Here is a 25,328-nt window from a genome sequence, read left to right as displayed (position 1 = left end):
AAATCAGAATAATCCAGTGATTACTCCCTCTTTATTTATATCAATATTGTCTGCGGCCGGTTTTTTTGGCAGACCTGGCATTGTCATGATCGCTCCCGTCATTACCACAACAAACCCTGCACCAGCGGAGACAAAAGCATCCCGTACGGTTATTTCAAATCCTTCGGGACGTCCAAGCTTCGTCTGGTCATCCGACAGAGAGTATTGAGTCTTTGCCATACATACAGGCAGATGCCCAAATCCCATATCCTCAAACTTTTTAAGTGCTCTTGAAGCTGCAGGAGTATAAGTCACACCGCCTGCACCATAGATTTCCCTGGCAATGGTTTCCACTTTTTCTTTTAATCCCAGCTCATCCGGGTAAAGGGGTGCAAAATTGCTTTCTTTATGTTCCAGAGTATACAGAACCTTTTCAGCCAGTTCCATACCTCCCCTGCCGCCTTTTTCCCAAACCTCTGATAAAGCAAACTCACAATTCCTTTTTTCACAGAATGTTTTTACAAATTCATATTCTGCTGCTGTATCCGTAAGAAAGGAATTTAAGGTAACAATGACGGGAACTCCGTATTTCTGCATGTTCTCAATGTGTTTTTCCAGATTGGAAATTCCCAGCTCCAGCGCTGAAAGATTTTCCGCATTCAACTGGTCTTTTGCAACTCCGCCATTATATTTCAAGGCCCGAATGGTTGCTACAAGAACAATTGCATCTGGCTTCAATCCTGCCATCCGGCATTTGATATCCATGAATTTTTCCGCTCCCAAATCTGCTCCGAATCCGGCTTCCGTCACTACAATATCCGCCAGCTTTAAGGCAGTCTTTGTAGCGCGGACACTATTGCAGCCGTGCGCGATGTTGGCAAAGGGACCGCCATGAACGATGGCACCGGTATGCTCCAATGTCTGGATCAGATTGGGCTTTAAAGCGTCCTTTAACAATGCCGCCATAGCCCCCACCGCATGTAGCTGCGCCGCTGTCACAGGTTCTCCATCATAATTATATGCAACTATGATCCTTCCTAGGCGTTCTTTTAAATCATCCATATCATCAGCCAGGCAAAGAATTGCCATGATCTCCGATGCCACGGTAATTACAAAATGGTCTTCTCTTACAAATCCTTCTGCTTTTGATCCGAGGCCGACTACGATATTGCGGAGTGCACGGTCATTCATGTCCAGACAACGCTTCCAAAGGATCTGACGGGTATCGATCCGCAAAGCATTGCCCTGATGAATATGGTTATCCATTAAGGCTGCCAAAAGATTGTTGGCAGACGTAATGGCATGAAAATCTCCGGTAAAATGAAGATTCAAATCCTCCATGGGAACCACCTGAGCATAACCGCCTCCGGCAGCTCCCCCCTTGATTCCAAAACACGGTCCAAGAGAAGGTTCCCGAAGTGCGATCATGGCCTTTTTCCCCATAGCTCCGAATGCTTCTCCCAAGCCTACGGTTGTAGTGGTCTTTCCTTCGCCTGCAGGCGTGGGATTGATTGCCGTCACCAGCACCAGTTTTCCGTCTTTTCTGTCTTTTACCTGCTGCCAAAGGTCATCAGACAGTTTTGCCTTATATTTCCCGTAAAGCTCCAGCTCCTCCTCCGTAATTCCGTAAGAACCAGCCACATCTTTTATAGGTACCATCCTGGCTTCCTGTGCGATTTCGATATCTGTCTTCATCTGTATGTTCCTCCCTTATATGTAATGATATCGTTTCCTGTCAAAACCCCTGTTCCAACATTTCTTCAAACTCTTCCGTACTCATAAGCACTTTCCGGGGCTTTGTTCCTTCCTCTTCTCCTACCACACCTGCTTCTGCCAGCTGGTCCATAATCCGGGCAGCCCGGTTAAAGCCTATTTTAAACATTCTCTGTAACATACCGATAGAGGCTTTGTCTTTATCAATGATAAATTTCCCTGCCTGGACAAAATACTCGTCCCGGTCATTACCTCCCCCCTTCATCTCACCGCCGGAAGGCGCAGAAGCAATCATACTTTCCACTTCCTTATCATAGTCCGGCGTCAGCCCCTGTTCCGTCAGGAAATCCACAACCCTTGAGACCTCCGTATCGGATACAAATGCGCCCTGCACGCGCATTGGCTTCGGGTATCCAGCCGGATAAAACAGCATATCTCCCTTTCCTAACAGCTTTTCTGCTCCGTTCATATCGATAATGGTTCTGGAATCCACCCCGGAAGAAACAGCAAAAGCCACTCTGGAAGGCACATTGGCCTTAATAAGTCCGGTAATAACGTTTACAGACGGCCGCTGGGTCGCTATAACCAGATGTATTCCCGCTGCTCTTGCCAGCTGTGCAAGACGGCAGATGGAATCCTCCACTTCTCCTGGTGCCACCATCATCAAGTCCGCAAGCTCATCGATAATAATAATAATCTGAGGCATCTTTTTGGGCTTATTTTCATCGTCAATGTCTTTGATACTTTCCACTTTGGCGTTATACCCTTTAATTTCCCGCACATTATACTGGGCAAACTTGTTATAACGGTCGGTCATCTCCGCCACCGCCCAGTTCAGTGCACCAGAAGCTTTTTTCGGGTCTGTAACTACCGGAAGAAGCAAATGGGGAATTCCATTATATACACTTAGCTCAACCACCTTTGGATCCACCATAATCAGCTTTACATCTTCCGGGTCTGCCTTATAGATGATGCTCATGATCAGGGTATTGATACAGACAGATTTACCGGAACCGGTAGCTCCTGCAATCAAAAGGTGGGGCATCTTGGCAATATCCGTAACAACAACCTGTCCGCCAATATCCTTGCCCACCGCAAATGCTATTTTTGAGGAATGATTTCTGAAATTATCTGCTTCCAGTATATCCCGCAGATACACCACGTTATTTTCCTTATTGGGAACCTCAATTCCCACAGCTGACTTCCCTGGTATAGGGGCTTCGATCCGAATATCTGCAGCCGCCAGGCTTAACTTAATATCATCTGCCAGACTAACGATCTTACTGACCTTTACTCCCTGTTCCGGGTGAAGTTCGTATCTGGTCACGGAAGGACCGCAGCTGATATTGGTCACAGTAACCCCCACACCAAAATTCTGCAAAGTCTTTTGCAGCTTAATGGCTGTTTCTTTGTATTCCCGGTCAGAAAACACCGCTGCTTTTCCTTTTTTTAACAGCGTAAGAGGCGGAAACTGATATTCCTTTTTCACAACCTCCTGTTTTTGCTTAATCTCCTGGGTAACGCTTAGATCTCCTTCTTCGGCTGCTTCTTCCCGCTTCTTAACCAGCTTTTTCTGTAACGCCTCTGTATCAGTCTCAATGACTTTCCCCGAAGCGGTTACCACCTGCTTAGGCTCTTCCGGAATTGTGAAGGTGTCCTGGTCCACTTCCGGATAGAAATCTTCTTCGATAACTTCCATCTCTCTCAGGGTCCGGTTCTCTTTCTTCATATATATAGAAGATTCTTCCAGTTCCGCCATCATTGGCTCACCCTTCCAGTCAGGCTCAAACGGTACAGAATCTTCTTCTTCCTCCTGAACCGGCGAAATACTGCCTCGGAATTCATCTGCTGGATTGGGTCTGGTCATCTCTTTTGCAGGAACCGCAGATAACCGGCTGGCCTGAATATCAATATCGTCAGACCTATCATCAGCCATTACCGGGATGGTTCCTTCTGTAATCTCTGCTTCAAAGTCCACAGGTTCCGGTCTGGTATAATCTTCCGGCTGATTATCAAAAAGGTTGGTGGCATCTAAATTGACGCCGCGAAGCTTTTGCTCCTCCCGAAGTCTCCTTCGTTCTTCCTGGCGTTTTTCATGGATTTCTCTGTGGAAATCCATATTTTCTCTGGCATGCCGATAGGCCTTTCCGCTTCCCTTTTTCACCACATTCACAAAAGACTTTTCCGTGATGCAGACTGCGGAAATGATAAGAAGGACGATAATCACCAGATAGGCGCCAACGATGCCGATCACAGCTGTAAGTCCTTCTGCAAGAAGCCCTCCGATCAAGCCGCCGCCTCTGCCGCTTGCGGACGATTCCAAATAAATATCAATCAGAGTCATTCCCTCACCTGTATTTAAGCCAAACACAAGCTGCAGAAAGCCGCACAAAGAAACCAGCGCCAGTATAAAAGACGCCAGCTTAAATGCGGCTCTCGGATTCCCCTGATTGGACAGGTAGAACGCCGTTCCTGCAAACAGCATCACCGGTGCGATATATCCGATTCCTCCAAATATGCCAAGCTGTACGCTGCGCAGAAAATCACCAACCACACCGCACAGGCCGAAATTACTTAAAAACAGTATAGCTGCCGCAGCAAATGACATCATAATAACTACTTCTGAGTGGATAAATTCCGGTTCTGGAAGGACTACTTTTTTTCTGGAACTGCTATTTCCGGTTCTTACGCTTTTCCCTTTTGTCCCTCTTGTCCCTTTTTTTTCTGTTGTCTTCTTCTTTATAGTCTCAGGCACAATACTTCCCCCTTCTATCCATTGGTAACAGTATACAAAAAAATCGGGAGAATTGCAATGATTAACAGGAAGCAGTTTCCATCAGATCATATAATTTTCTAAGAGCGTCCTTAATTCCGCCCACCTCATCAATCAGTCCTTCTTTTACGGTTTCTTCTCCTACCAGCACAGTCCCAAGATCCCTGGTCAGCATTTCCGTATTCAACATAAGCCGTTTTAACTGGTCATAAGCAATCTTTGCATGACTGGAAACAAAACTTAAGATCCGGTCCTGAATCATTTCAAAATATTCATAAGTCTGGGAAGCTCCGATCACCATTCCTGTCATTCTCACCGGATGAACCATCATGGTTCCCGTCGGCACAATAAAGGAATAATCGGTACAAACAGCCAAAGGAACTCCAATGGAATGGCTTCCTCCAAGAACCAGCGAAACGGTAGGAATGCTCAAGGAAGCAATCATCTCTGCAATGGCAAGACCTGCATCCACATCTCCGCCTGAGGTATTTAATAAGATCAGAAGTCCTTCCACAGAGTCATCATCTTCAATTTCAGCAAGCTTTGGCAATATATGATCATATTTGGTGGCTTTGCTGTTGCTGGATAGATTTTCATGTCCCTCAATTTCTCCAATAATTGAAAGCAAATGAATTTTCCGCTTGTGAGCATTGTCATCAAGAGTCATCTGTCCGTATTCTTCCAGTTTCTCATCCTCTTTTTGCTCAATATCCTTTTCTGTCTTCTTTTCGTCAAGGTTTTCCTGATTACCTCCGTTTGCCGGCACATTATCTTTTTGTCTTTCTTCCTGTATTTCTCCTTGTTCGTTGTTATTGTTTTGGTACTCTCTCACCTTAAGAATCCTCCTGTTTACTCTATATTTGGTCGTTTCCTTATGATGTGGAGAAAACTTATAAAATATGCCTGAAAATATAAAACCTCAACTGCATAATTTTTAAGCCAATCCATATGGCTGGACACTAACAATATTTTAATTGTGATTATAACAGGCTATTGACTTTGATACTTTTCCATGTTAAACTATCAAACAATAAAAAAGCCAGTCACATTCGATTGCCAATGAAGGCAGCGACGGACACATTTGCATGCGCTGCTTTTGCATAAAAGAATCCATGCCTTAGGGCTGCGGCTTAATTTGAAAAAAGGAGAGCATCCCATGAACAAATTTTTCATTGCACAAACTTTTGGCAAATCTTCCAATTACACGGATATACCAAACAATCTGTTTAAGGAACATGATGTAAAAAAAGGACTTCGCAACGAAGACGGAACAGGGGTCATCGTAGGGCTGACCCGTGTTTCAGACGTAGTCGGTTATGAATTCTCAGAAGGAAAAAAAATCAACGTTCCCGGAAAACTGTATTACCGCGGAATTGAGATCAGCGATCTGGTAAACGGCAAAGGGAACGGGCGCTATGGTTATGAAGAAACTGCCTTCCTTCTGCTTTTTGGTTATCTCCCATCAGATAAAGAACTAAAAGAATTTACAGCCATTCTGCAAAAGCATTACCTTCTTCCAAATGAATTTTTCGAGAGGAATATGCTTCGAACGCCTTCCTGCAATTTAATGAACAGCCTTCAAAAAAGCATTCTGGCTCTTTATGATTATGACAATGACCCGGATAATACAGAACCGTATCAGACCCTGTTAAAAGGGATTAATATTCTGGCAAAACTTCCAACTCTTGCAGTATATGCATATCAAAGCAAAATTCATTACTACGACAGGGAAAGTCTGGTCATACATTATCCAAAGCCAGAGTACTCCATCGCAGAGAATATCTTATATTTGCTCCGGCATGACGGTATTTTTACCGAACAGGAAGCCAACCTTCTTGATGTCATGCTGATGATCCACGGTGATCATGGCGGCGGAAATAACTCAACCTTTACCAATGTAGTGATCTCTTCCACCGGAACCGATATCTACTCCGCAATCTCAGGATCCATCGGTTCCTTAAAGGGACCAAAGCATGGCGGAGCTAACATCCGTTGCAGCGAGATGATTTCAGCCATTGAAAAAGAAATCGGATTAAAGGCAACCGAAGGTCAGATGAAGAAAGTGATCGAACGGATTCTTGCGAAAGATTTCTACGATAATTCCGGCCTTGTATACGGTCTTGGACACGCGGTTTATACCGTGTCTGATCCCCGGGCAGATCTTTTAAAAGTCTGCTGCGAGAGACTGGCAAAACAGAAAGACCGGGTTGAGGAATATGAATTCCTGTCCAGATTTGAAGCTGTTGCCAAAGCCTGTCTGGCCGGAAATGGGAAAACGCTGTCCAATAACGTGGACTTTTACAGCGGATTCGCTTATAACATGCTGCAAATCCCGGAGGATATGTATACGCCTCTGTTTGTCTGTGCACGTATGGCAGGCTGGCTGGCCCATAATATAGAAAATAAAATGTATGACGGAAGAATTATGCGTCCGGCAACAAAATACGTGGGTAAAACAAATCCCTACATAAAAAGAGAGGAACGATAGCTATGGTAAAATTATATGAAGGCGGAGCTTACCTTGTAAATGGAACCGAACTCATTCCGGAAAAAGAAATTTCCAAAGTTACTGCCCTGACAGGAAAAGAAGTAAATAAAGAAGAAGCCAAAAAAGGCACTATCTCCTATTCTATTTTAGAGGCACATAATACCTCAGGCAATATGGAACATTTAAAACTGCGTTTTGATTCCATGGCCTCTCACGATATCACATTCGTTGGAATTATCCAGACCGCCAGAGCTTCCGGGCTCAGGGAATTTCCGATTCCCTACGTTATGACCAATTGCCATAATTCCCTGTGTGCAGTTGGCGGTACGATCAACGAGGATGATCATGTATTCGGACTTTCTGCAGCCAAAAAATACGGCGGTATTTTCGTACCTCCCCATATTGCAGTCATTCACCAGTACATGCGCGAAATGATGGCAGGATGCGGACGCATGATCCTCGGTTCAGACAGCCATACCCGTTATGGTGCTCTTGGAACCATGGCAGTGGGGGAAGGCGGCGGTGAATTAGTAAAGCAGCTGCTTTGTGATACCTATGATGTGGATTACCCAGGTGTTGTGGCAATTTATCTGACCGGCAAACCATCTCCGGCTGTAGGCCCTCATGATGTGGCCCTGGCCATCATCGGCAAAGTGTTTAAAAGCGGATTTGTTAAAAACAAAATCATGGAATTCGTAGGCCCTGGCGTATCTTCCATGGACACTGATTACAGAAACGGTGTAGATGTTATGACCACAGAAACCACCTGTCTTTCTTCCATATGGAGAACCGATGAGGATACAAAGGAATACTTATCCCTTCACGGCAGAGGAGAGGACTATAAAGAGTTAAATCCAGCAGATATTGCTTATTATGACGGCGTTGTTACCGTTGATTTAAGCACTATCAAACCTATGATCGCTCTGCCCTTCCATCCAAGCAATACTTATGAAATTGATGAACTGAGCAGCAACCTGGAGGATATTCTTCGGAGTGTGGAGAAGGAGGCTGAACAGCTAGTGGGAAAATCCAATGCCAGCCTTTCTCTGACTGATAAAATTATTGATGGAAAACTGATGGTTCAGCAGGGCGTCATCGCGGGCTGCGCCGGAGGCAACTACACCAACGTCATGATGGCTGCCCATATTTTAGAAGGCAAAAACTGCGGCAACGATGTATTTAATTTATCTGTCTATCCTTCTTCTCAGCCAGTATACATGGATCTGGTCAAGAAGGGCGCCATCACCGAGCTGATGGCAGCCGGCGCCACCATCCGCACTGCGTTCTGCGGTCCTTGCTTTGGTGCCGGAGATACTCCTTCCAACAACGCATTAAGCATCCGTCATACCACCAGAAACTTCCCCAACCGGGAAGGCTCAAAACCTGGAAGCGGACAGATATCCTGTGTTGCTCTTATGGATGCCAGATCTATTGCAGCAACTGCAGCAAACGGCGGCTATCTCACCTCTGCCGAGAAATATGCAGACGGTTACGAAGTCCCTGCTTATGAATTTGATTCCTCATCTTATGACAGAAGGGTTTATCAGGGATTTGGGAATCCACAGGAAGAATCTGAGTTAGTAAACGGTCCAAACATCAAAGACTGGCCGGCGATGAGTTCTTTGACCGAAAACATCATGCTGCAGGTATGCTCAAAAATCATGGATCCGGTTACAACTACAGATGAATTGATTCCATCTGGTGAAACTTCATCTTACCGCTCCAATCCACTGGGACTTGCGGAATTTACCTTGTCCCGCCGTGACCCGGAATACGTAGGACGTTCCAAGAAAGTAAATGAACTGGAGCAGATTCGCAAAAGCGGTGACTGTCCGTTAGAAGCCAGTGAAGACCTTAAACGTGCCTTTCATGCACTCCGCCTTTATTTAAATCAGCCGGAGCTGAAAGCCTCAGAAACAGAAATCGGAAGTGTTCTATATGCAGTAAAGCCAGGAGACGGCTCCGCCAGAGAACAGGCCGCAAGCTGTCAGAGAGTACTTGGAGGCCTGGCAAATATCGCCCATGAGTATGCAACCAAGCGTTACCGCTCCAATGTGATGAACTGGGGAATGCTTCCCTTCCTTCTTGATGAAGAACCGGATTTTGAAGTAGGTGATTTTATCTATGTAGCCGGAATAAGAACTGCCCTGGATGGAGATATGAATCACATTCCTGCCTATGTAATTAAGAATACCGAAGGAAATCCTATTCGTGAAATCAACCTTCATATAGCGGATATGACACCGGAAGAACGTGCAATTGTAAAGTCGGGATGTCTGATTAATTACAACCGCGAAAAAATTCAGAAATAGCATTATCAAAAGCCCCTGTTGGGAAACCGGAATCATATCCTTTCCCTGCAGGGGCTTTTTTATGCAGAAAGAATCTGCCTTTCTTTTTGGGGGTGAATCATTAAATCACTTTCACTCAGAAATATCATTCATTGTCAATAAAATCAATCACCGATGATATTACGAATCCGTACGGGTGTACGGTAATTCCAGGTGGATATCTTTATACCGCTTCTTCTGCTGGCAGCATTTACAATCTGACCATTTCCAATATAAATCCCCACATGATTGATGGTTCCTCTGCTATTGGCATAAAATACCAGATCTCCAGGCTTCATATCCCCGGATTTAACTGCAGTTCCCATACCTGCCTGAGAACCGGAATAGTGTGGAAGTCCGATACCAAAATGTGAAAAGACTGACATGGTAAATCCGGAACAGTCTGCTCCCTTTGTAAGGCTGGTGCCGCCCCATACATATGGATTGCCGAGGAACTGCAAGGCATAATTTACGATCTGCGTTCTCAACGATGCCTGTGCGTTGGCTTTTTCTTCCAGAGGCGAGAATTTAACCGCCTGCGGAAGGGAATACCGTACATCCACAAAATCAGTGGCTACATAGGCACTGCTGTCTTCTTCCAGTTCAATTTCAACCCAGCCGTCAATCTGCTTTAAAACAGGGTAACGTTCATTATTGGATAACTGAGTCCATATCTTGGAGTCCGTGCTTGGCTCAGATCTTGCATTGAGCATATCAGTGCTCACAATGGCCATCAGCTCTGCTACCTGCATGGCCTCATCCTTCGCTGCCTGTCCCGTTAAAATGTAATCAGATTTCACATAACCGGTTATGCTTCCGGACTGGATCTTATACCACCCGTCAGCAGTCGTCTCCAGGATATCGCCTGCCGCTTTACTCGGCATCTTGGCAATAATCTTGCCATTTTCATTAGGTTCTTCTCTTACGTTTAAATAGTTATCCACATCAGATATTCCAATGTTTTTATAATAATTAAAGACCATAGCCTTTAAATCCAGTTTTCTCGCTTCATTTAAGGAATATTCCAGCTTTACAAAATCCGAAGACAAATAACCGGAGGCAATCTGTACCCAGCCATCCGTCTGCCCTAATACTTCATACCGCTCATTTTCCAGAGCCTGCCCCACAGAATCCGAATCTTTAGATGGTTCTTTTCTGATATTCATACTGTCAGCACTGACTACTGCTCTTAACTTGACCAGACTCTCTGCTTTTTTCTTCGCTTCCTCTCCGGTAATCACATAATCGGATTTGATATACCCTTCGATTCCTCCGGAAGATATCTTATACCAGCCGTCTTCTGTCTTTTCCAAAATATCGCAGGCACCGTCTCCCTGCAGCTTTCCAATTACCTCCGCTTCTGTACTTGGGGCTTTTCTGACATTTAAATAACCGGTTGCTTTTACAATTCCAAGATCTTTATAGGATGCTATAACTTTCTTGATTTCTTCTGCTTCCCTGGCTGCTTCTTCGGAAGACTTTGCACTGTCCCCTGATTTACCGGCTTCCCGGGAAAAATCAGCAAGCTTTGACCCATCGGAAGCGGTAGCCAATGCTGCGGGAGCCGCTGCTCCGTTTCTTTTCATAGCCACTCCGGCTGCTGTGACGGCTGCTATCAGAATAACACCGGCACCGCCAATGATCAAAAACTTTTTATAATCACCTTTATTACGTTTTTTTCTTGCTTTATCCAAACGAATTACATAATCCTTTTTATCGTTATTATCCATTCTGTCTTTCTCTCCATCCTCAAACATTCTATCGGATCACCGATTCAGACTATGAGTCTATTCGACTAAGTATAGCATATTATGCCATGTTTTGCGATATTTGACATACAAAAAAATATTAAGATTTTGTTACATCATTAAAAAATCAGTAAGTTTTAGTAAATAACAGACATAAAGAAAACATGGGCAGATGCCGTCTTTACATGCAGCACCAAACCCATGTTATTAGCCTTTTTACTTTGCCAGTATCATCCGGTCGTTAGCGAATTCTTCCCCACTCGCTTCTTCAAACTTCTTCAAAAGATCTTCCACTTCCAGATTCATCTTTTCTTCTCCGGACACATCGTAAATGATACGGCCTTCATGCATCATAATCAGACGGTTTCCGATCTGAATGGCATCCTTCATATTATGAGTGATCATTAGTGTCGTCAGATTCTGTTCTTCCACGATTTCTTTCGTGATCTCAAGAACCTTTTTTGCCGTCTTAGGATCAAGAGCCGCAGTATGTTCATCAAGGAGAAGTATCTTGGGCTTGCGTAAGGTCGCCATTAAGAGAGTAAGCGCCTGCCTTTGTCCTCCGGAAAGGAGTCCCACCTTATTAGTCAAACGGTTTTCAAGACCAAGCCCCAGTTTTTTAAGGGCTTCCTGATAAAACACTTTTTCACTGGATTTAATTCCCCATGCAAGGCTTCTGTTTTTCCCTCTCCGGTAAGCAAGAGCCATATTCTCCTGGATCTCCATACCGGCAGCCGTTCCCATCATGGGATCCTGAAAGACCCTGCCGATGTATTTGGCTCTCTTATATTCTGGAAAAAGGGAAATATTAACGCCGTCAATTTCAATCTTACCGGAATCAATGGGATAGACACCTGCAATCATGTTAAGGGTGGTGGATTTACCTGCTCCATTTCCGCCAATGACAGTAACAAAATCCCCTTCATTCAGATGGAGGTTGATGCCGTTCAATGCTTTTTTCTCGTTGATCGTATTTTTATTAAACGTCTTTTTTACATTCTTAATATCCAGCATAATTACTCTCCTCCTTCCGTATAAGATGCTTTTAAGCGCCATCTTTGAATGACTACCGGAACGCAGAGCGCAACAGCGACAATCACAGCAGATAAAAGTTTCATATCGTTGGCATTCATACCCATTCTTAAAACAACGGCACGAATCACAAAATAGATCACGGAGCCTACGACTGCAGAAGCCAGCTTACTGCCAAAGGAGTGGAGTTTTCCCATGAGCACTTCACCGATTACAATTGCAGCCAGACCGATTACAATCGCACCGGTTCCCATACCAATATCGGCATACTTCTGGCTTTGACAGACCAGACCTCCGGAAATGCCTACAAGCCCGTTGCTTAAGGTCAGGGCTAAAAGCTTGGTCCAGTTGGTATTTACTCCCTGTGCACGGATCATGGCCTCATTATTGCCGGTTGCACGCATGGAACTTCCGATTTCCGTTCCAAAGAACCAGTACAGAAGCCCGATCATAATGATGGCGATCCCAACACCGATTATAAGGGCTGCCGCCTGCTTTCCAAGACCTGTCATATCAATAAATTTAGAGACCACGGTATCGGTCTTTAACAACGGAATATTACTTTTTCCGCCCATGATCCTAAGGTTGATGGACCAGAGTCCGATCTGAGTCAGGATACCTGCTAAAATTGCAGGTATATTAAAGATCGTATGTAACAATCCAGTCACCGCACCGGCCGCCATTCCCGATATACCTGCTACGAGCAATGCAACCCACGGGTCCATCTTAAAAACCAATACCATGACTGCGCATACACAGCCGCCCATGGCAAAGCTTCCGTCAACGGTTAAATCTGCAATGTCTAAAAGCTTATAGGTAATGTAAACTCCCAACACCATAATTCCCCATAATACGCCCTGTACCACTGCATCCTGTAAGGATACCAGCAAACCACTCATCTATCATTCCTCCACATATATTCTCTTTTTACAGGCATAAATGCCTTACATAAAAAATGCAGCCACCATTTTTTATGTAAAGCATCTATGGGTGATCCAGGCGGACCAGTTGCATGGACCGCCTGTTATTCACCTGTTTTGATTTGTTATTTCAGGTTGGAAACATCAATTCCCAATGTTTTTGCTGTTTCTTCATTGACAGAAAGCTTGCACTTTTCTGCAGGAAGGTATTCAATGGGCATCTTGGAAATATCTTCCCCATCTTTTAAGATCTTCACTGCCTGCTGGCCGGTCAAGTAACCCAGTTCAAAGTAATCAATTCCGTAAGTAGCAAGTCCGCCTGCCTTAACCATGCCTTCTTCTCCGCAGATGGTCGGAAGGCCGTTTTCATTGGCCACCATGGCTACAGTCGTCATTCCGGCTGCAATGGTATTATCTGTAGGTGCATAGATAGCATCAACCTTGCCTACCATAGAAGTTACAACGGTCTGAATCTCATTGGAGCTGGATACGGTATAATCAACTGCTGTCATTCCTTCTGCTTCAATTGCTTCTTTTGCCATCTTCGCCTGAATCTCAGAGTTGGACTCTGCGGAAGCATAAAGAATTCCTACCGTCTTTGCTTCAGGAAGAATCTGCTTTAACAGAGAAATCTGCTCTTTAACAGGAGTCAGATCGGAAGTACCGCTTACATTGCCTCCCGGAGCATCGTTACTTTCAACCAGGTCAGATGCTGCCGGGTCGGTAACTGCAGTCACCAGAACCGGAATGTCGCTGGTAGCACCTGCTACTGCCTGAGCAGCCGGTGTTGCAATGGACAGGATCAGATCATTACCGTCATTGACCAGCTTACTGGCAATGGTCTGGCAGGTAGACTGGTCTCCGGCAGCATTCTGCTGATCTACGGTATAATTAATGCCGGAATCATCAAGCGCCTTGATGAACCCTTTATTTGCCGCATCCAAAGCGGTGTGCTGTACCAGCTGGAGAACACCGATCTTATACTGCTTGCCGTCTGCCGTTTTTTCTCCGGTCGTCTCTGTCCCGCCGGCAGATTCCTGAGCGGTCGTATCTGCGGAGGTTCCCTTGTCCTCCGGGGTTTTTCCGCCGCATGCAGCGAGGGACATCATCATGGCACCAGCAAGAATCAGTGACAATACTTTCTTCGTTTTTTTCATAAACTTCTCTCCTCTACCTTTCAAAATCTTGTCCTGTTTTGAACTTATCTGGTATCATACTACAAAAAACACCCCTCGTCAATTTTATTACTTTAATTTTGTTGGATTTTAAAGCGTTAAAGTATATTTTTGTTAAAAATGCACTATAATTTCATCTTCAATTCAGATTTTTTTACAACAAAAAACCGAAGCATAAAATACTCCGGTTTTCATAGCTAACTGGTTAAAAATCCCTTTCCAATGATTTCACTGGAATTTGAAATCAAGATAAATGCAGTTGGCTCTACTGATCGTATATAATTTTTAAGCTTTAACGCCTGTGACCGCTTCATGGTGGTTAATATAACGGTCTTCTTATGACGGCTGAATGCTCCCTGTGCTTCATAAACAGTAGCGCTCCGGTTCAGTCCGTGAATAATATAATCACAGATAGGCGCCGGATCATCACAGATAATACTGAAGCACTTACACAAATTTATATTCTCGATGATATCGTCAATAACCAGGGACTTTGCCATAAGGCCCAATGATGAAAACAGCCCTGTCTGAGGACCGAATACAAAATAAGCCATGATCACTCCCGCCAGATCCACAAGCAAAAGCACGGTTCCGATGTTGTAGCTGGTATAACGCTTAAGAATCATAGCGATCACGTCTGTGCCGCCGCTGGAGGCTCCCGCATAAAATAACAACGCGGAGCCCACACCCGGCAAAAGAATGGCAAAAATCAGCTCCAGAAGCGGTTCTGAGGTAAGAGGTCCTTTCATTGGATATAACCGTTCCAGAAGGTATAAGGATATGGACATCAGGATCGTAGCATAAACAGTTTTGACGCCAAAGCCCTTTCCCAAAAACAAAAATCCAATTACCAGCAGCACCCAGTTCACAATATTCGTAAACTGACCGGCCGACCAGTGTGTGAATGCACTGATCACAGTAGCAAAGCCTGTAACGCCTCCAAAAGCAAAATTATTTGGAAATTTGAAGAAATAAATCCCCACTACCATTATCCAAATGCTGAACGTAATCAATCCATATTCCTCAAGCGTTCTCAGTGTTTTATTTTCTATCCGTTTCATGACAGTATTCAAGTCTCCCTCCGGCTCATTCTGTCCGGTTTCGTATCATTTTTTATGAAATCAGGCCGCTTTTTTTGACCTCTAATAGAATATAACTCAAAGGGAAAACAATTACAAACATCAATCTATCTGATAGTCTCACAATGTTTCTATTGTGAGGCCGGAACAAAACCAACGCTGGTCAAAAAACGTTCAAATCCCCTGCGTCCTTCCTCATTGCATTTATACACACCGGCATCCTCCAATACCCGTTCAAATACCCGTCCAACTTCCTTATTCAAGATATCTTCCACGTTATCTCTGGTTACTGATTCATAGCCCGGAAGGAAAGCCTCCACCCAATCCGCATGCTTTTCAATCTCCGGGTTTGATCTGATATCCTTTCCTTCTACCATGTATTCTTCCAGAAGATTCAATTCTTCCTTCAGTCTGGAGGGGAGAACGGCAAGCCCCATGACCTCGATCAGTCCGATGTTCTCTTTCTTTATATGATGAAGGTCCTGATGGGGATGGTATACTCCTAACGGGAATTCTTCCGTAGTTATGTTATTTCTCAAAACAAGGTCCAATTCATACATTCCGTCTTTCATTCTTGCAATAGGGGTAATGGTGTTATGAGGCTGCCCCTGGGTCTCAGCAAAAATAAAGGCTTCCTCATCGGTATATTTCCTCCATGCATCAAGAACCTTTGTTCCAAGGGCAATCAGTTCCTCCGGGTCCTTGCTTCTGGTACGAAGAACTGCCATCGGCCATTTTACAATGCCGGCTGTTGCCCCTTCAAAGCCTTTTATGCAGTATTCCGTCTCCATTTGGGCCTTTGCCATAGCAAAGTCATAATTGCCTCCCTGAAAATGGTCATGGGATAGAATGGATCCTCCTACGATGGGAAGGTCTGCATTAGAACCCAGGAAGTAATGAGGAAACTGCTTTACAAAATCAAACAGCTTTACAAATGTTTCCCTCTCGATCTTCATGGGGATATGCTGTCCGTTAAATATAATACAGTGCTCATTATAATATACATAAGGAGAATACTGGAAGCCCCATTGGCTGTCATTGATGTTTAACCGAATGATGCGGTGGTTATTCCTGGCCGGGTGATCGGTTCTGCCTGCATATCCCTCATTCTCCATACATAAGAGGCATTTGGGATAACCGCTTTGTTTGGCAAGCTTTGCTGCTGCAATGGCCTTTGGATCTTTTTCCGGTTTTGATAAATTAACGGTAATATCTAAATCTCCGTATTTGGTGGGAGTGATCCACCGCATATCCTTTTTGATCCGGTACCTTCTGATATAATCAGAATCCTGAGACAGCTTATAGAAATATTCCGTGGCAGCAAGAGGTGACTGGTGATTATAAAGCCCCCAGAACATCTGCTCCACTTCACTTGGTCTTGGCATCAGGCAGTTCATAAGCCTTGTATCAAATAAATCACGATAGGTAACGGTGTTTTCTTCGATCAGTCCCATATCCCAGGCATAATCCAGCAGTTCTTTTAAAACGGCCTCCAGATCAATTTCCGAAAACTCTTCATCCGGTTCCTTATACTCGTCCAGTTTCAACACATCTAAAATCTGATTCACTACATAATTGCGGTCTGCTTCTTTGATTAAGCCTGTATTGAGTCCATACTGCACCAGCTTTTTCATTGCCATGTAAATCATTCCCGCCATTCCTCCTGTTTTCTTTTACCTAGTTTTCCTAATTATATCGTTCTGAAACTGGTAAAACAATAGAATATCTTTTGATTTTACTGCATTTTTCTTAGATAACTGCCAATTCGGTCAATGATCATGTTTCCCAGAAGGCCGATAATAAGACCTGCACCTGTGCCTGCGATTAAAAGCATTGGCAGATAATAAAAGACTCCCGCCTGCTTAACAACGTATGCCGCCACACAGATCTGTCCGATATTATGCGCCACGCCGCCTGCAATGCTGATTCCAATGGTTCCGAACCATTTATACCTTTTGCACAGCACCATAATCAGAATGCTGAGTCCAAAGCCTCCAAGGCTGTAAAACACTGCAAACAGATTGCTGAAGGTAAATCCCACCAGTAATATCCTTAAAACAGCTACAACCATCGTCCCTTTTGTTCCAATGGTGTAAAGGCCTACCAGAGTCACCAGATTTGCAAGCCCTAATTTCATTCCGGGAATCCCCATGGAAACAGGTATCAACGTTTCAACAAAGCTGAGAACAAAGGCAAGTGCGATTAACATTCCATAGAGCGATGCCATTTGTGCTGATTTTTTTCCCTTCATGGAACCCTCTCCCTTTACTTCTTTTTTACCTATGTAAAATCCCGGAGAGCGGTTATTTTCTATCAAAACCTATCTCCGGGATATATAATCTGACCTGTTATCTGGAAGCCTGGGTCAGACAGTCTTTTACGCCATTTACAAAACCGTTAAGGTTTATGCTGACAGAGGCAATGGCATCAGTATATCCTTCTGCATTCGTTAGGCCGTCTACTCCCTGATGCTCCAGCACATAAGCTGCCACTGCTTCTGCCTGCTCATGCCACTTGGGGCCGTTCTCCGTCATGACATATTTGCCTTCCATGGAGAGCTGGCTCTTTTTGGATCCATCCTCTTTGATACAATCCCAGGTAAGGCTCGTAATCGCATTTCCTTTAATGGTCATTACCACCTGATCCTTGTAGCCGTTTTCATCGTATTCCGGAGCTTCGTAGGAATAGGTTCCATCCTTTAAAGAAGACTTTGTCTCTTCTGAACCACCGGAAGCCTGGCTTAAGCAGTCTTTTACGCCATTTACAAAACCGTTAAGGTTTATGCTGACAGAGGCAATGGCATCAGTATATCCTTCTGCATTCGTTAGGCCGTCTACTCCCTGATGCTCCAGCACATAAGCTGCCACTGCTTCTGCCTGCTCATGCCACTTGGGGCCGTTCTCCGTCATGACATATTTGCCTTCCATGGAGAGCTGGCTCTTTTTGGATCCATCCTCTTTGATACAATCCCAGGTAAGGCTCGTAATCGCATTTCCTTTAATGGTCATTACCACCTGATCCTTGTAGCCGTTTTCATCGTATTCCGGAGCTTCGTAGGAATAGGTTCCATCCTTTAAAGAAGACTTTGTCTCTTCTGAACCACCGGAAGCCTGGCTTAAGCAGTCTTTTACGCCATTTACAAAACCGTTAAGGTTTATGCTGACAGAGGCAATGGCATCAGTATATCCTTCTGCATTCGTTAGGCCGTCTACTCCCTGATGCTCCAGCACATAAGCTGCCACTGCTTCTGCCTGCTCATGCCACTTGGGGCCGTTCTCCGTCATGACATATTTGCCTTCCATGGAGAGCTGGCTCTTTTTGGATCCATCCTCTTTGATACAATCCCAGGTAAGGCTCGTAATCGCATTTCCTTTAATGGTCATTACCACCTGATCCTTGTAGCCGTTTTCATCGTATTCCGGAGCTTCGTAGGAATAAGTCCCGTCTTTCCATTGGGATACTGTTTCTTTGCTGCTTTCTTTACTTATATCAGCCTTTGCCCGGCTGTCAATGGCTTGATAGAGAGGATCTGAACCAAAAATTGTAGCACCGGCCAACAAAATCATTACTCCCAGTCCAATATACCCATTTCTTTTCGTATTTGAGTTTCCTTTTTTCATAACTTCCTCCCGCCTGATATACTTTGATTTTATTTTAACATACGGTACAATCATCTATCAATCACTTTATTGATTATTTATCTTTGGTAAGAGTAGAATTTATGTGCTATAATGAAATAAGATTAGTTTCTTTTTATATCGTTTTAATTTATAAAAAGCAAAAATAAAAGAAGAAAGATTACATGACATGATATTAAAAAAACACAAAAAAGAAATTCTTTTAATTGTTATAATTTTATCTGTATCCGGGGCTTTGCTTCTGGTAAATCAGATTCTTTTTGCAAAACCAGCCGGAAAAGCAGAAATATCTGTGGATGGCATTGTGATACAGACGCTGGATCTTTCCCAGGATGCTGATATTACAGTAGAAGGCTATAACGGGGGCACGAACCAAGTCGTCATAAAAAACGGAAAGGTCCATATACTGGAAGCCTCCTGCCCGGATAAAATCTGCGTGCATCAGGGATGGGTAGAACTTACAGGGGAAAACATCGTATGTCTGCCCAACCATTTGATCGTACGGATCATCGGAGAATGATTATTTATTCACTTCTTTTATCTCCAAAGAAGAACAGGGCAACCGTACCCGGCCCGGTATGGGAACCGATTACGGTGCCTACACTGTTTATCACCACAGGACCGGAAAGTTTTAAGAAACGCTGTTCAATCTGCGCTGCCACCTCTCTGGCATCGCTTTCACAGGCAGAATTTGATATAAAACATTTCCCGTTGTAATTAAGACCTCCGGCTGCATGAAGTTCCATCATACGGACTATTTCCTGGATTGCTTTTTTCTTTGTCCTAATCTTTTGCACAGGGACCAGACGTCCGCTTTCGTTAATGTTCATAAGAGGACAAATATTAAGCACAGTTCCAAGCATGGCGGAAGTTGCAGAAATTCTTCCTCCCCGTTTAAAACTTGTTAAATCGGTGGAAAAAAACCAGTGATGCACAAATAACCGGTTTTCCTCTGCCCATTTTTTCGCTTCCTCCAAGGAAACATCTTTATCCCGTAAATCGGCTACAGCATCAACGAGCAGTCCATAGCCTGACGATGCACCAAGGGAATCCACGACTTCTATCGTTCTGTCCGGATATTTTAACTGCATCTCTTCTCTTGCCACGCAGGCGGAATTGTAAGTTCCGGATATGCCGGAAGAAAGGGTGAGGTGCAGCACGTCTTTTCCTTCCTTTAAAAACTGCTCAAAGAACTGGCAGTACTCATCCACATTGACCTGAGATGTTATCGGCATGGCTCCTTTTGCTATCCGGTCATAAAATTCTTCAAAAGAAATGCTTTCCCCTAAATCATCGGAATACGTTACTCCGTCCATCGTATAATGAAAACAAACATAAGGAATCTGACGCTGTATAAAATAATCCCTGCGCATATCAGCGGTTGAACAGCAGGTCAAAATAAATTTTCCCATAAATAATTCCTCCTGGTATGGTTTGTTTCCATTTTAACATACTTTTCCCTGAATTGGAATCTTTACCGTAAATTCCGTTCCCACATCAAGTTCTGATTGTACGGTAATAGTTCCATGATAAAAATTCACAATATGTTTAACAATGGATAGCCCCAGACCTGTGCCGCCCTGCTTCTTGCTGCGTCCTTTATCTACCCGGTAAAAACGTTCAAAGATCCGGCCCAGAGAATCTTTTGGGATTCCCATCCCGTTATCCTTTACCTGGATGATTACATTCCGGTCTTCTTCTGTTACCTTTACCCACACTTCTCCCCCTGGCTTATTGTACTTTACCGCATTTGTAATCAGATTTCCAAACAGCTCCTTCATCTGCTGCCCGTTGGCATAAATGCAAAGGGGTTTGCAGTCCATATGAATCAGTACCTCATGGGAGGCTGCCAGCGGCTTTATGGATTCAATAATATCGTCCAGCACAATAGAAAGACGGACATCACTCATTAAAACTTCCGCCTCTTTTGTCTCCAGCTTGGAAATCATCAAAATGTCATTGATCAGATTATTCATATTAACGGCTTCTTTTTTAATGCGGTTAATAAAATCCTTTTTCTGTCCTTCATCTGCGATGATTCCGCTTTCTAAAAGTTCCGCATATCCCTGCACAGAAGTAATGGGTGTTTTCAGCTCATGGGAAGCATTACTGAAAAATTCCTGCCGGATCTGTTTTTCCATTTCAATCTGATTCAAATAATCCTTGACATTACTTGACATCTTTGTGGTGGTTTCCGCAATGATATTAATTTCCGGATACTGGTAGGTTTCAAAGGAAAGGTCCGTATAATCTCCGTTTACCTTTAACATCTCCTGGGATATCTCTTTTAAAGGTTTTGTAATGGATTCGGCAAAGCTGTCTGCCGAAAAAGCGGAATACATGATGGCAACGAGAAAGCTGAGCCAGACCGCCGGCAACAAGAGCATTAAGTATTCCTTCATGCCCGTATAAGGAGTGGCCATGCGCAGAATATAATCTGACTCAGCGGAGCGGATGGCCACATAAAGCATGTTCTCTTTCAGAGTATCGGAGTACCGTCTGGAGTACCCCTCTCCCTCTTCTTTTGCCTTTTTTACTTCTTCCCGTTCTGAATGGTTATCAAGAGAAGCTACCGGAACATCAATGGTATCAGCGACTACGACCCCGTCCATACGGATAACAGTAAACCGGCTTTGCTTACCATTTAAGACTGTCTTCAGTTTCTCCACCTCACCGGTAATGTCCCCGCTGTAATTAATGATCTTATCAATGGCACTCAGAGTATAAAGCATATCTTTTCTGGAATTCTTAAGCAGTGCACTGCTGGAAGCAATATAAAATATAAATGTACTGAGCAACAGTACTACTAAAATAACCTGGAGAAACTTTGCAAAAATTGCCCGTCTCATGAAACCCTCCGCTTCTTGATTTACTCTTCTGTCCGAATGAACCGGTATCCTACTCCCCTGACAGTCTTAATACAGGCACTTCCTTTTTCACCTAACTTTTGCCTTAATGTACGGATATGCATGTCCAAAGTCCTGGTTTCTCCGTCATAATCATATCCCCAGATCTGATTGAGCAGTTCATCTCTGGTAACCACTTTGTTGTGATTTTCCATCAGATACTGGAGCAGTTCAAATTCCTTGAGGGTCAGCTCTACCTTAACGCCTTCGCAGTAAACCTCTCTGGTTTTTTTATTCAAGGTCAGACAGTAAAGCTCCAGCTCATCTTCCGGTACATTGACTCTGGTACTGCGGCGAAGAAGGCTTCGGATTCTGGCAGCAAGCTCCATGACCCCAAAGGGCTTTGTCATATAATCATCTGCTCCGCCATCCAGACCTGCCACCTTATCAAATTCCCTGTCCTTAGCAGTGAGCACCAGAATCGGAAGATCTTTTAAAGATTCTATTTTGCGAATCCTGCGAATTGCTGTCAGTCCATCCATCCCCGGCAGCATCAAATCAAACACTGCAAGAGAAGGTCTGTCTGATTCAATCTGCTTTAAGCAGTCTTCTGCCATCTCAAAAGCAGCCACTTCATAGCCAAATCCTTCCAGGGCTATCTTTATCAAATCTCTGATGTTATCATCGTCTTCTATTACATAGATTCGTTCCATTTTAATCTCCCTTTCCTTACATTTCATCTCTTACAAAACCAGCAATATTATGGGCATGGTCTGAAATACGTTCCAGATTGTTTAAAGCATCCAGAAAAATAACACCGTTTTCCGGCTTACAGGCCTGTGATGACAGCCTTTCAATGTGACGTTCCCTGAATTCCTCCTCCAGATTGTCCACAAATTCTTCACTCCGGACAACCGCACGGACCTCGGTCATATCGGCTGTCTCTTTTGCCTTTATGGCATGTACAAGAGAAGAACGGACGGCATGAAACATCTCCCTCAGTTCTCTGTCCGCTTCTTCGGAAAACACAATATTCCGCCTTGTTTTTTCCACTGCCAGTTCGGATAAATTTTCACAGTGGTCGCTGATGCGTTCAAAATCGCTGACCGTATAGAAAAGATTTTTTACAGTAAGATGCTGATCTTCATTTAAAGACTGATTACTGATCTTTATGAGATAGTCTGTGAGGATTTTTTCATATTCATCAATCTTTTGTTCCATTTTTCTTACTTGTACCGCTTCTCCCGTGTCATCTTTTAAAAGGACATGGGCAGCCAGATCAAAATTCCGAAGTGCTGCGTACCCCATTCTGACCACTTCGTAGTTTACACCTTCAATGGCAAAGGACGGGGTGTCCAAAATCCTGCTGTCCAGGTGACGCTTCATCTCTTCTTTAGAATCCAGGGTGCTTTCTTTTTGTATGCGGTCCTCTCTGACAAACATTCCTGATGCTTTGACCAAAAGGTTTGCAAACGGAAATAAAAGAATGGTATTGCTGACGTTAAATACCGTATGGAATATGGAAATTTCCACGCTGTTGACCGGAGCGGCAGCAAAGACAGGATTCCCTCCAAAGACTGCCGCCATCAGTACACCAAAGACTGCCGCACCGGATACATTAAATAGAAGATGAATCACTGCTGCCCGTCTTGCCGTAGCGTTTGCCCCAACACTTGAGTGAAGAGCCGCTGCACAGGATCCGATGTTTTGTCCTAAATTAATAAATACGGCGGTCTGCCAGTTTACAATTCCATTGGATGCCAGAACCTGTAATATTCCCACGGATACAGATGAACTTTGAATCAGGCAGGTAACCAAAAGACCTGCTGCCACACCAAGAAGCGGATTTTCTCCCAGAAAAGCAAATATATGAAGCAGAGCCGGATTGTTGCGGTAAACTGCTGCGCAGCCGGACATAAATCCAATACCGATAAATAAAAGGCCGAATCCTACCAGTATTTCTCCGATCTGCTTCCTTTTTCCATTCTGGGAGAGAAAACCTAACAGCGCTCCAACAACAATCAGAACCGGTGAAAAAAGCTCCGGCTTTAACATCTCCCCCCATTCATTCATGGATACGATCCAACTGGTAACGGTAGTTCCTATATTGGCACCCATGATGATTCCGACCGCCTGAGAAAGATTTAAAATCCCCGCATTGACGAAGCCCACTACCATGACGGTAGTTGCTGAACTGCTGAAAATAATCGCAGTAATTCCTGTTCCAAGAAGGATTCCCATAATCCGGTTCCCCGTCAGGGCTCCCAATAGCTGCTGCATTTTGTGACCGGCCGACTTTTGAAGACCATCCGCCATTCGGTCTATTCCATAGAGGAATATTCCAAGTCCTCCTAAGAATTTTATAAACATTTGAAAATCTTCCATCGACATAGTATTCCCCCCGATCCTACAACAACATGTCTTGTAAGTACTATATCAAATCTATGTAAAGTATCATGCCCTGAAAGGTAAAATCTTTGTAAATTTTTTTATTCATGTAAAATTTCTTTATAAACCCGCAAAACATTCTTATAAAAAACAGCTTCAATTTCACTGTCTGTAAAACCAGCCTTTTTCATGGCTGCCTCTAAAACAGGCAGATCTTCCGGAGATTTTATCTCCAGATTCCCGCCGATTCCATCAAAATCAGAACCCAGTCCAATGCACTGAATACCGCCAATCTGCTTCATATGCTTCATATGGAAAACCATATCCTCCACGCGGCTGATGACTCCTTCTCCTTTTTTCCAGTCACGGAGAAACGCCGCACAGTAATTAAGCCCTGTTACTCCTCCCCGCTCAGAAAGGCGGCGAATCATATCATCAGTTAAATTTCTCGGATTGGAAGCCACCGTCCGGGCATTGGAATGGCTTGCTACAAAGGGTTTGGTAGTATAGCGGAACACATCTTCAATTCCAGCATCAGATAAATGGGATACATCAACGATAATGCCCAGCGCTTCCATTTCTCTTAAAAATTCAATCCCTTTTTCGGTAAGTCCGTGCTCAATATCCGGTTCAAAGAATGCCTCGCCATGTTCCTGCCAGATGCGGTTCGGATAGGCCAGCTCATTCTTGTGATTCCATGTAAGTGTCATCATACGAACTCCAAGCCGGTAAAAATTCCTTAAAAATGCAAGTTCCCCCTGGCAAACACCGCCCTCTTCAATGGTGAGCATGGCGGACATCTTCCCTGCCAGCCGGTTGTTTTCGATATCTTTATAGGAAGTAACAACGCCGATCAGATCCTTATTTTTTTCTATTTCCGTATAGAAAAGATCCACAAGCTTCATACAGTATTCAAAAGGACGTTCGTGTCTGGGCAATTCTGTAAATAAGGCAAAATTCTGCAAATAATAATCTCCTTTTTTCATACGCTCCAAATCTATATGGCAGTCATTTTTTAAAAGGGAGTATTCCTTGCCCTGTTCCCGTCTGTAAAACAATTCTGAAATAGTATCACAGTGCATATCAATAACTTTCATAATTTCTATCCTTTCCCCATTCCATTAATTTTTTGCATACACAGAAGGAGTAACCCATAATGAGCTACTCCTTCTGTAACTATGCAAATAGCATCCCTGTTATGTTATATTTGCAAAAAATT

At 43.9% G+C, this 25,328-nt stretch carries 19 protein-coding genes; 3 read left to right on the top strand and 16 right to left on the bottom strand.

Annotated features, from left to right (window positions below):
- Positions 1-3 precede the first annotated feature (3 nt).
- The 3 genes from ACLTWA_RS00865 to ACLTWA_RS00855 all read right to left on the bottom strand — a co-directional run bounded on the left by ACLTWA_RS00865 (position 4) and on the right by ACLTWA_RS00855 (position 5,231).
- Positions 4-1,674, bottom strand: a complete 1,671-nt coding sequence (locus ACLTWA_RS00865) for a formate--tetrahydrofolate ligase (protein WP_412325667.1) — start codon at positions 1,672-1,674, stop codon at positions 4-6.
- 40 nt (positions 1,675-1,714) lie between these two features.
- Entirely contained in the window at positions 1,715-4,447 is a 2,733-nt protein-coding gene (locus ACLTWA_RS00860) for a DNA translocase FtsK 4TM domain-containing protein (RefSeq protein WP_412325666.1), read from the bottom strand.
- Positions 4,448-4,508: 61 nt separating this feature from the next.
- Entirely contained in the window at positions 4,509-5,231 is a 723-nt protein-coding gene (locus tag ACLTWA_RS00855) for a ClpP family protease (protein ID WP_412327150.1), read from the bottom strand.
- Positions 5,232-5,621: 390 nt separating this feature from the next.
- Between ACLTWA_RS00855 and ACLTWA_RS00850 the strand changes: the two genes are divergently transcribed.
- Together ACLTWA_RS00850 and ACLTWA_RS00845 are read left to right on the top strand one after the other, a co-directional pair.
- Positions 5,622-6,953: a citrate synthase gene (locus ACLTWA_RS00850; protein WP_412325665.1), complete on the top strand. Its 1,332-nt coding sequence runs from the start codon at positions 5,622-5,624 to the stop codon at positions 6,951-6,953.
- A gap of 2 nt (positions 6,954-6,955) precedes the next feature.
- Positions 6,956-9,265, top strand: coding sequence for a hydratase (locus tag ACLTWA_RS00845; RefSeq protein ID WP_412325664.1), 2,310 nt, complete (start codon positions 6,956-6,958; stop codon positions 9,263-9,265).
- A 143-nt stretch (positions 9,266-9,408) separates the two neighbouring features.
- On the opposite strand, the gene ACLTWA_RS00840 is transcribed toward ACLTWA_RS00845, so the two are convergent.
- From ACLTWA_RS00840 to ACLTWA_RS00805, 8 genes are all read right to left on the bottom strand, one after another.
- Entirely contained in the window at positions 9,409-11,013 is a 1,605-nt protein-coding gene (locus ACLTWA_RS00840) for an SH3 domain-containing protein (protein WP_412325663.1), read from the bottom strand.
- 234 nt (positions 11,014-11,247) lie between these two features.
- Positions 11,248-12,045, bottom strand: a complete 798-nt coding sequence (locus tag ACLTWA_RS00835) for an ABC transporter ATP-binding protein (protein ID WP_412325662.1) — start codon at positions 12,043-12,045, stop codon at positions 11,248-11,250.
- Positions 12,046-12,047: 2 nt separating this feature from the next.
- Complete coding sequence (locus ACLTWA_RS00830) at positions 12,048-12,962, bottom strand: ABC transporter permease (protein WP_412325661.1); 915 nt, start codon at positions 12,960-12,962, stop codon at positions 12,048-12,050.
- Between the two features lie 146 nt (positions 12,963-13,108).
- Positions 13,109-14,140 carry an ABC transporter substrate binding protein gene (locus ACLTWA_RS00825; RefSeq protein WP_412325660.1) on the bottom strand — a complete coding sequence of 344 codons (1,032 nt, stop codon included), beginning with the start codon at positions 14,138-14,140 and terminating at the stop codon, positions 13,109-13,111.
- 215 nt (positions 14,141-14,355) lie between these two features.
- Positions 14,356-15,219, bottom strand: coding sequence for a YitT family protein (locus ACLTWA_RS00820; RefSeq protein ID WP_412325659.1), 864 nt, complete (start codon positions 15,217-15,219; stop codon positions 14,356-14,358).
- A 149-nt stretch (positions 15,220-15,368) separates the two neighbouring features.
- Positions 15,369-16,886 (bottom strand): UDP-glucose--hexose-1-phosphate uridylyltransferase, encoded by a 1,518-nt coding sequence (galT, locus tag ACLTWA_RS00815; protein WP_412325658.1) that lies wholly within the window; start codon positions 16,884-16,886, stop codon positions 15,369-15,371.
- 86 nt (positions 16,887-16,972) lie between these two features.
- A complete protein-coding gene (locus tag ACLTWA_RS00810; RefSeq protein WP_412327148.1) occupies positions 16,973-17,488 on the bottom strand; it encodes a Gx transporter family protein in 516 nt (171 codons plus the stop codon).
- Between the two features lie 97 nt (positions 17,489-17,585).
- Positions 17,586-18,857: a hypothetical protein gene (locus ACLTWA_RS00805; protein WP_412325657.1), complete on the bottom strand. Its 1,272-nt coding sequence runs from the start codon at positions 18,855-18,857 to the stop codon at positions 17,586-17,588.
- Positions 18,858-19,044: 187 nt separating this feature from the next.
- Between ACLTWA_RS00805 and ACLTWA_RS00800 the strand changes: the two genes are divergently transcribed.
- Positions 19,045-19,395, top strand: coding sequence for a NusG domain II-containing protein (locus ACLTWA_RS00800; RefSeq protein WP_412325656.1), 351 nt, complete (start codon positions 19,045-19,047; stop codon positions 19,393-19,395).
- Between the two features lie 4 nt (positions 19,396-19,399).
- Here the strand turns inward: ACLTWA_RS00800 and ACLTWA_RS00795 are convergent, their stop codons facing one another.
- The 5 genes from ACLTWA_RS00795 to ACLTWA_RS00775 form a co-directional block, all read right to left on the bottom strand.
- Positions 19,400-20,287: a DegV family protein gene (locus tag ACLTWA_RS00795; protein ID WP_412325655.1), complete on the bottom strand. Its 888-nt coding sequence runs from the start codon at positions 20,285-20,287 to the stop codon at positions 19,400-19,402.
- A 33-nt stretch (positions 20,288-20,320) separates the two neighbouring features.
- Complete coding sequence (locus tag ACLTWA_RS00790) at positions 20,321-21,724, bottom strand: sensor histidine kinase (RefSeq protein ID WP_412325654.1); 1,404 nt, start codon at positions 21,722-21,724, stop codon at positions 20,321-20,323.
- Positions 21,725-21,744: 20 nt separating this feature from the next.
- Positions 21,745-22,434 carry a response regulator transcription factor gene (locus tag ACLTWA_RS00785; protein ID WP_412325653.1) on the bottom strand — a complete coding sequence of 230 codons (690 nt, stop codon included), beginning with the start codon at positions 22,432-22,434 and terminating at the stop codon, positions 21,745-21,747.
- Positions 22,435-22,450: 16 nt separating this feature from the next.
- Complete coding sequence (locus ACLTWA_RS00780) at positions 22,451-24,112, bottom strand: Na/Pi cotransporter family protein (protein ID WP_412325652.1); 1,662 nt, start codon at positions 24,110-24,112, stop codon at positions 22,451-22,453.
- Positions 24,113-24,210: 98 nt separating this feature from the next.
- Entirely contained in the window at positions 24,211-25,206 is a 996-nt protein-coding gene (locus tag ACLTWA_RS00775; protein ID WP_412325651.1) for a dipeptidase, read from the bottom strand.
- Positions 25,207-25,328: the final 122 nt, after the last annotated feature.

Source organism: Lacrimispora sp. (assembly GCF_046972725.1).
Classification (GTDB): Bacteria; Bacillota; Clostridia; order Lachnospirales; family Lachnospiraceae; genus Lacrimispora.
The sequence above is the reverse complement of the archived record's forward strand: the minus strand, read 5'-3'. Positions and strand labels throughout refer to the sequence as shown.

Excerpts from the sequence above, each read along its gene's own strand:
- ACLTWA_RS00785 (WP_412325653.1), bottom strand. The coding sequence starts at position 22,434 with ATGGAACGAATCTATGTAATAGAAGACGATGATAACATCAGAGATTTG.
- ACLTWA_RS00850 (WP_412325665.1), top strand. The coding sequence starts at position 5,622 with ATGAACAAATTTTTCATTGCACAAACTTTTGGCAAATCTTCCAATTAC.
- ACLTWA_RS00825 (WP_412325660.1), bottom strand. The coding sequence starts at position 14,140 with ATGAAAAAAACGAAGAAAGTATTGTCACTGATTCTTGCTGGTGCCATG.
- ACLTWA_RS00810 (WP_412327148.1), bottom strand. The coding sequence starts at position 17,488 with ATGAAGGGAAAAAAATCAGCACAAATGGCATCGCTCTATGGAATGTTA.
- ACLTWA_RS00820 (WP_412325659.1), bottom strand. The coding sequence starts at position 15,219 with ATGAAACGGATAGAAAATAAAACACTGAGAACGCTTGAGGAATATGGA.
- ACLTWA_RS00795 (WP_412325655.1), bottom strand. The coding sequence starts at position 20,287 with ATGGGAAAATTTATTTTGACCTGCTGTTCAACCGCTGATATGCGCAGG.
- ACLTWA_RS00780 (WP_412325652.1), bottom strand. The coding sequence starts at position 24,112 with ATGTCGATGGAAGATTTTCAAATGTTTATAAAATTCTTAGGAGGACTT.
- ACLTWA_RS00775 (WP_412325651.1), bottom strand. The coding sequence starts at position 25,206 with ATGAAAGTTATTGATATGCACTGTGATACTATTTCAGAATTGTTTTAC.
- galT (WP_412325658.1), bottom strand. The coding sequence starts at position 16,886 with ATGATTTACATGGCAATGAAAAAGCTGGTGCAGTATGGACTCAATACA.
- ACLTWA_RS00790 (WP_412325654.1), bottom strand. The coding sequence starts at position 21,724 with ATGAGACGGGCAATTTTTGCAAAGTTTCTCCAGGTTATTTTAGTAGTA.
- ACLTWA_RS00840 (WP_412325663.1), bottom strand. The coding sequence starts at position 11,013 with ATGGATAATAACGATAAAAAGGATTATGTAATTCGTTTGGATAAAGCA.
- ACLTWA_RS00805 (WP_412325657.1), bottom strand. The coding sequence starts at position 18,857 with ATGAAAAAAGGAAACTCAAATACGAAAAGAAATGGGTATATTGGACTG.
- ACLTWA_RS00845 (WP_412325664.1), top strand. The coding sequence starts at position 6,956 with ATGGTAAAATTATATGAAGGCGGAGCTTACCTTGTAAATGGAACCGAA.
- ACLTWA_RS00800 (WP_412325656.1), top strand. The coding sequence starts at position 19,045 with ATGATATTAAAAAAACACAAAAAAGAAATTCTTTTAATTGTTATAATT.
- ACLTWA_RS00835 (WP_412325662.1), bottom strand. The coding sequence starts at position 12,045 with ATGCTGGATATTAAGAATGTAAAAAAGACGTTTAATAAAAATACGATC.
- ACLTWA_RS00865 (WP_412325667.1), bottom strand. The coding sequence starts at position 1,674 with ATGAAGACAGATATCGAAATCGCACAGGAAGCCAGGATGGTACCTATA.
- ACLTWA_RS00830 (WP_412325661.1), bottom strand. The coding sequence starts at position 12,962 with ATGAGTGGTTTGCTGGTATCCTTACAGGATGCAGTGGTACAGGGCGTA.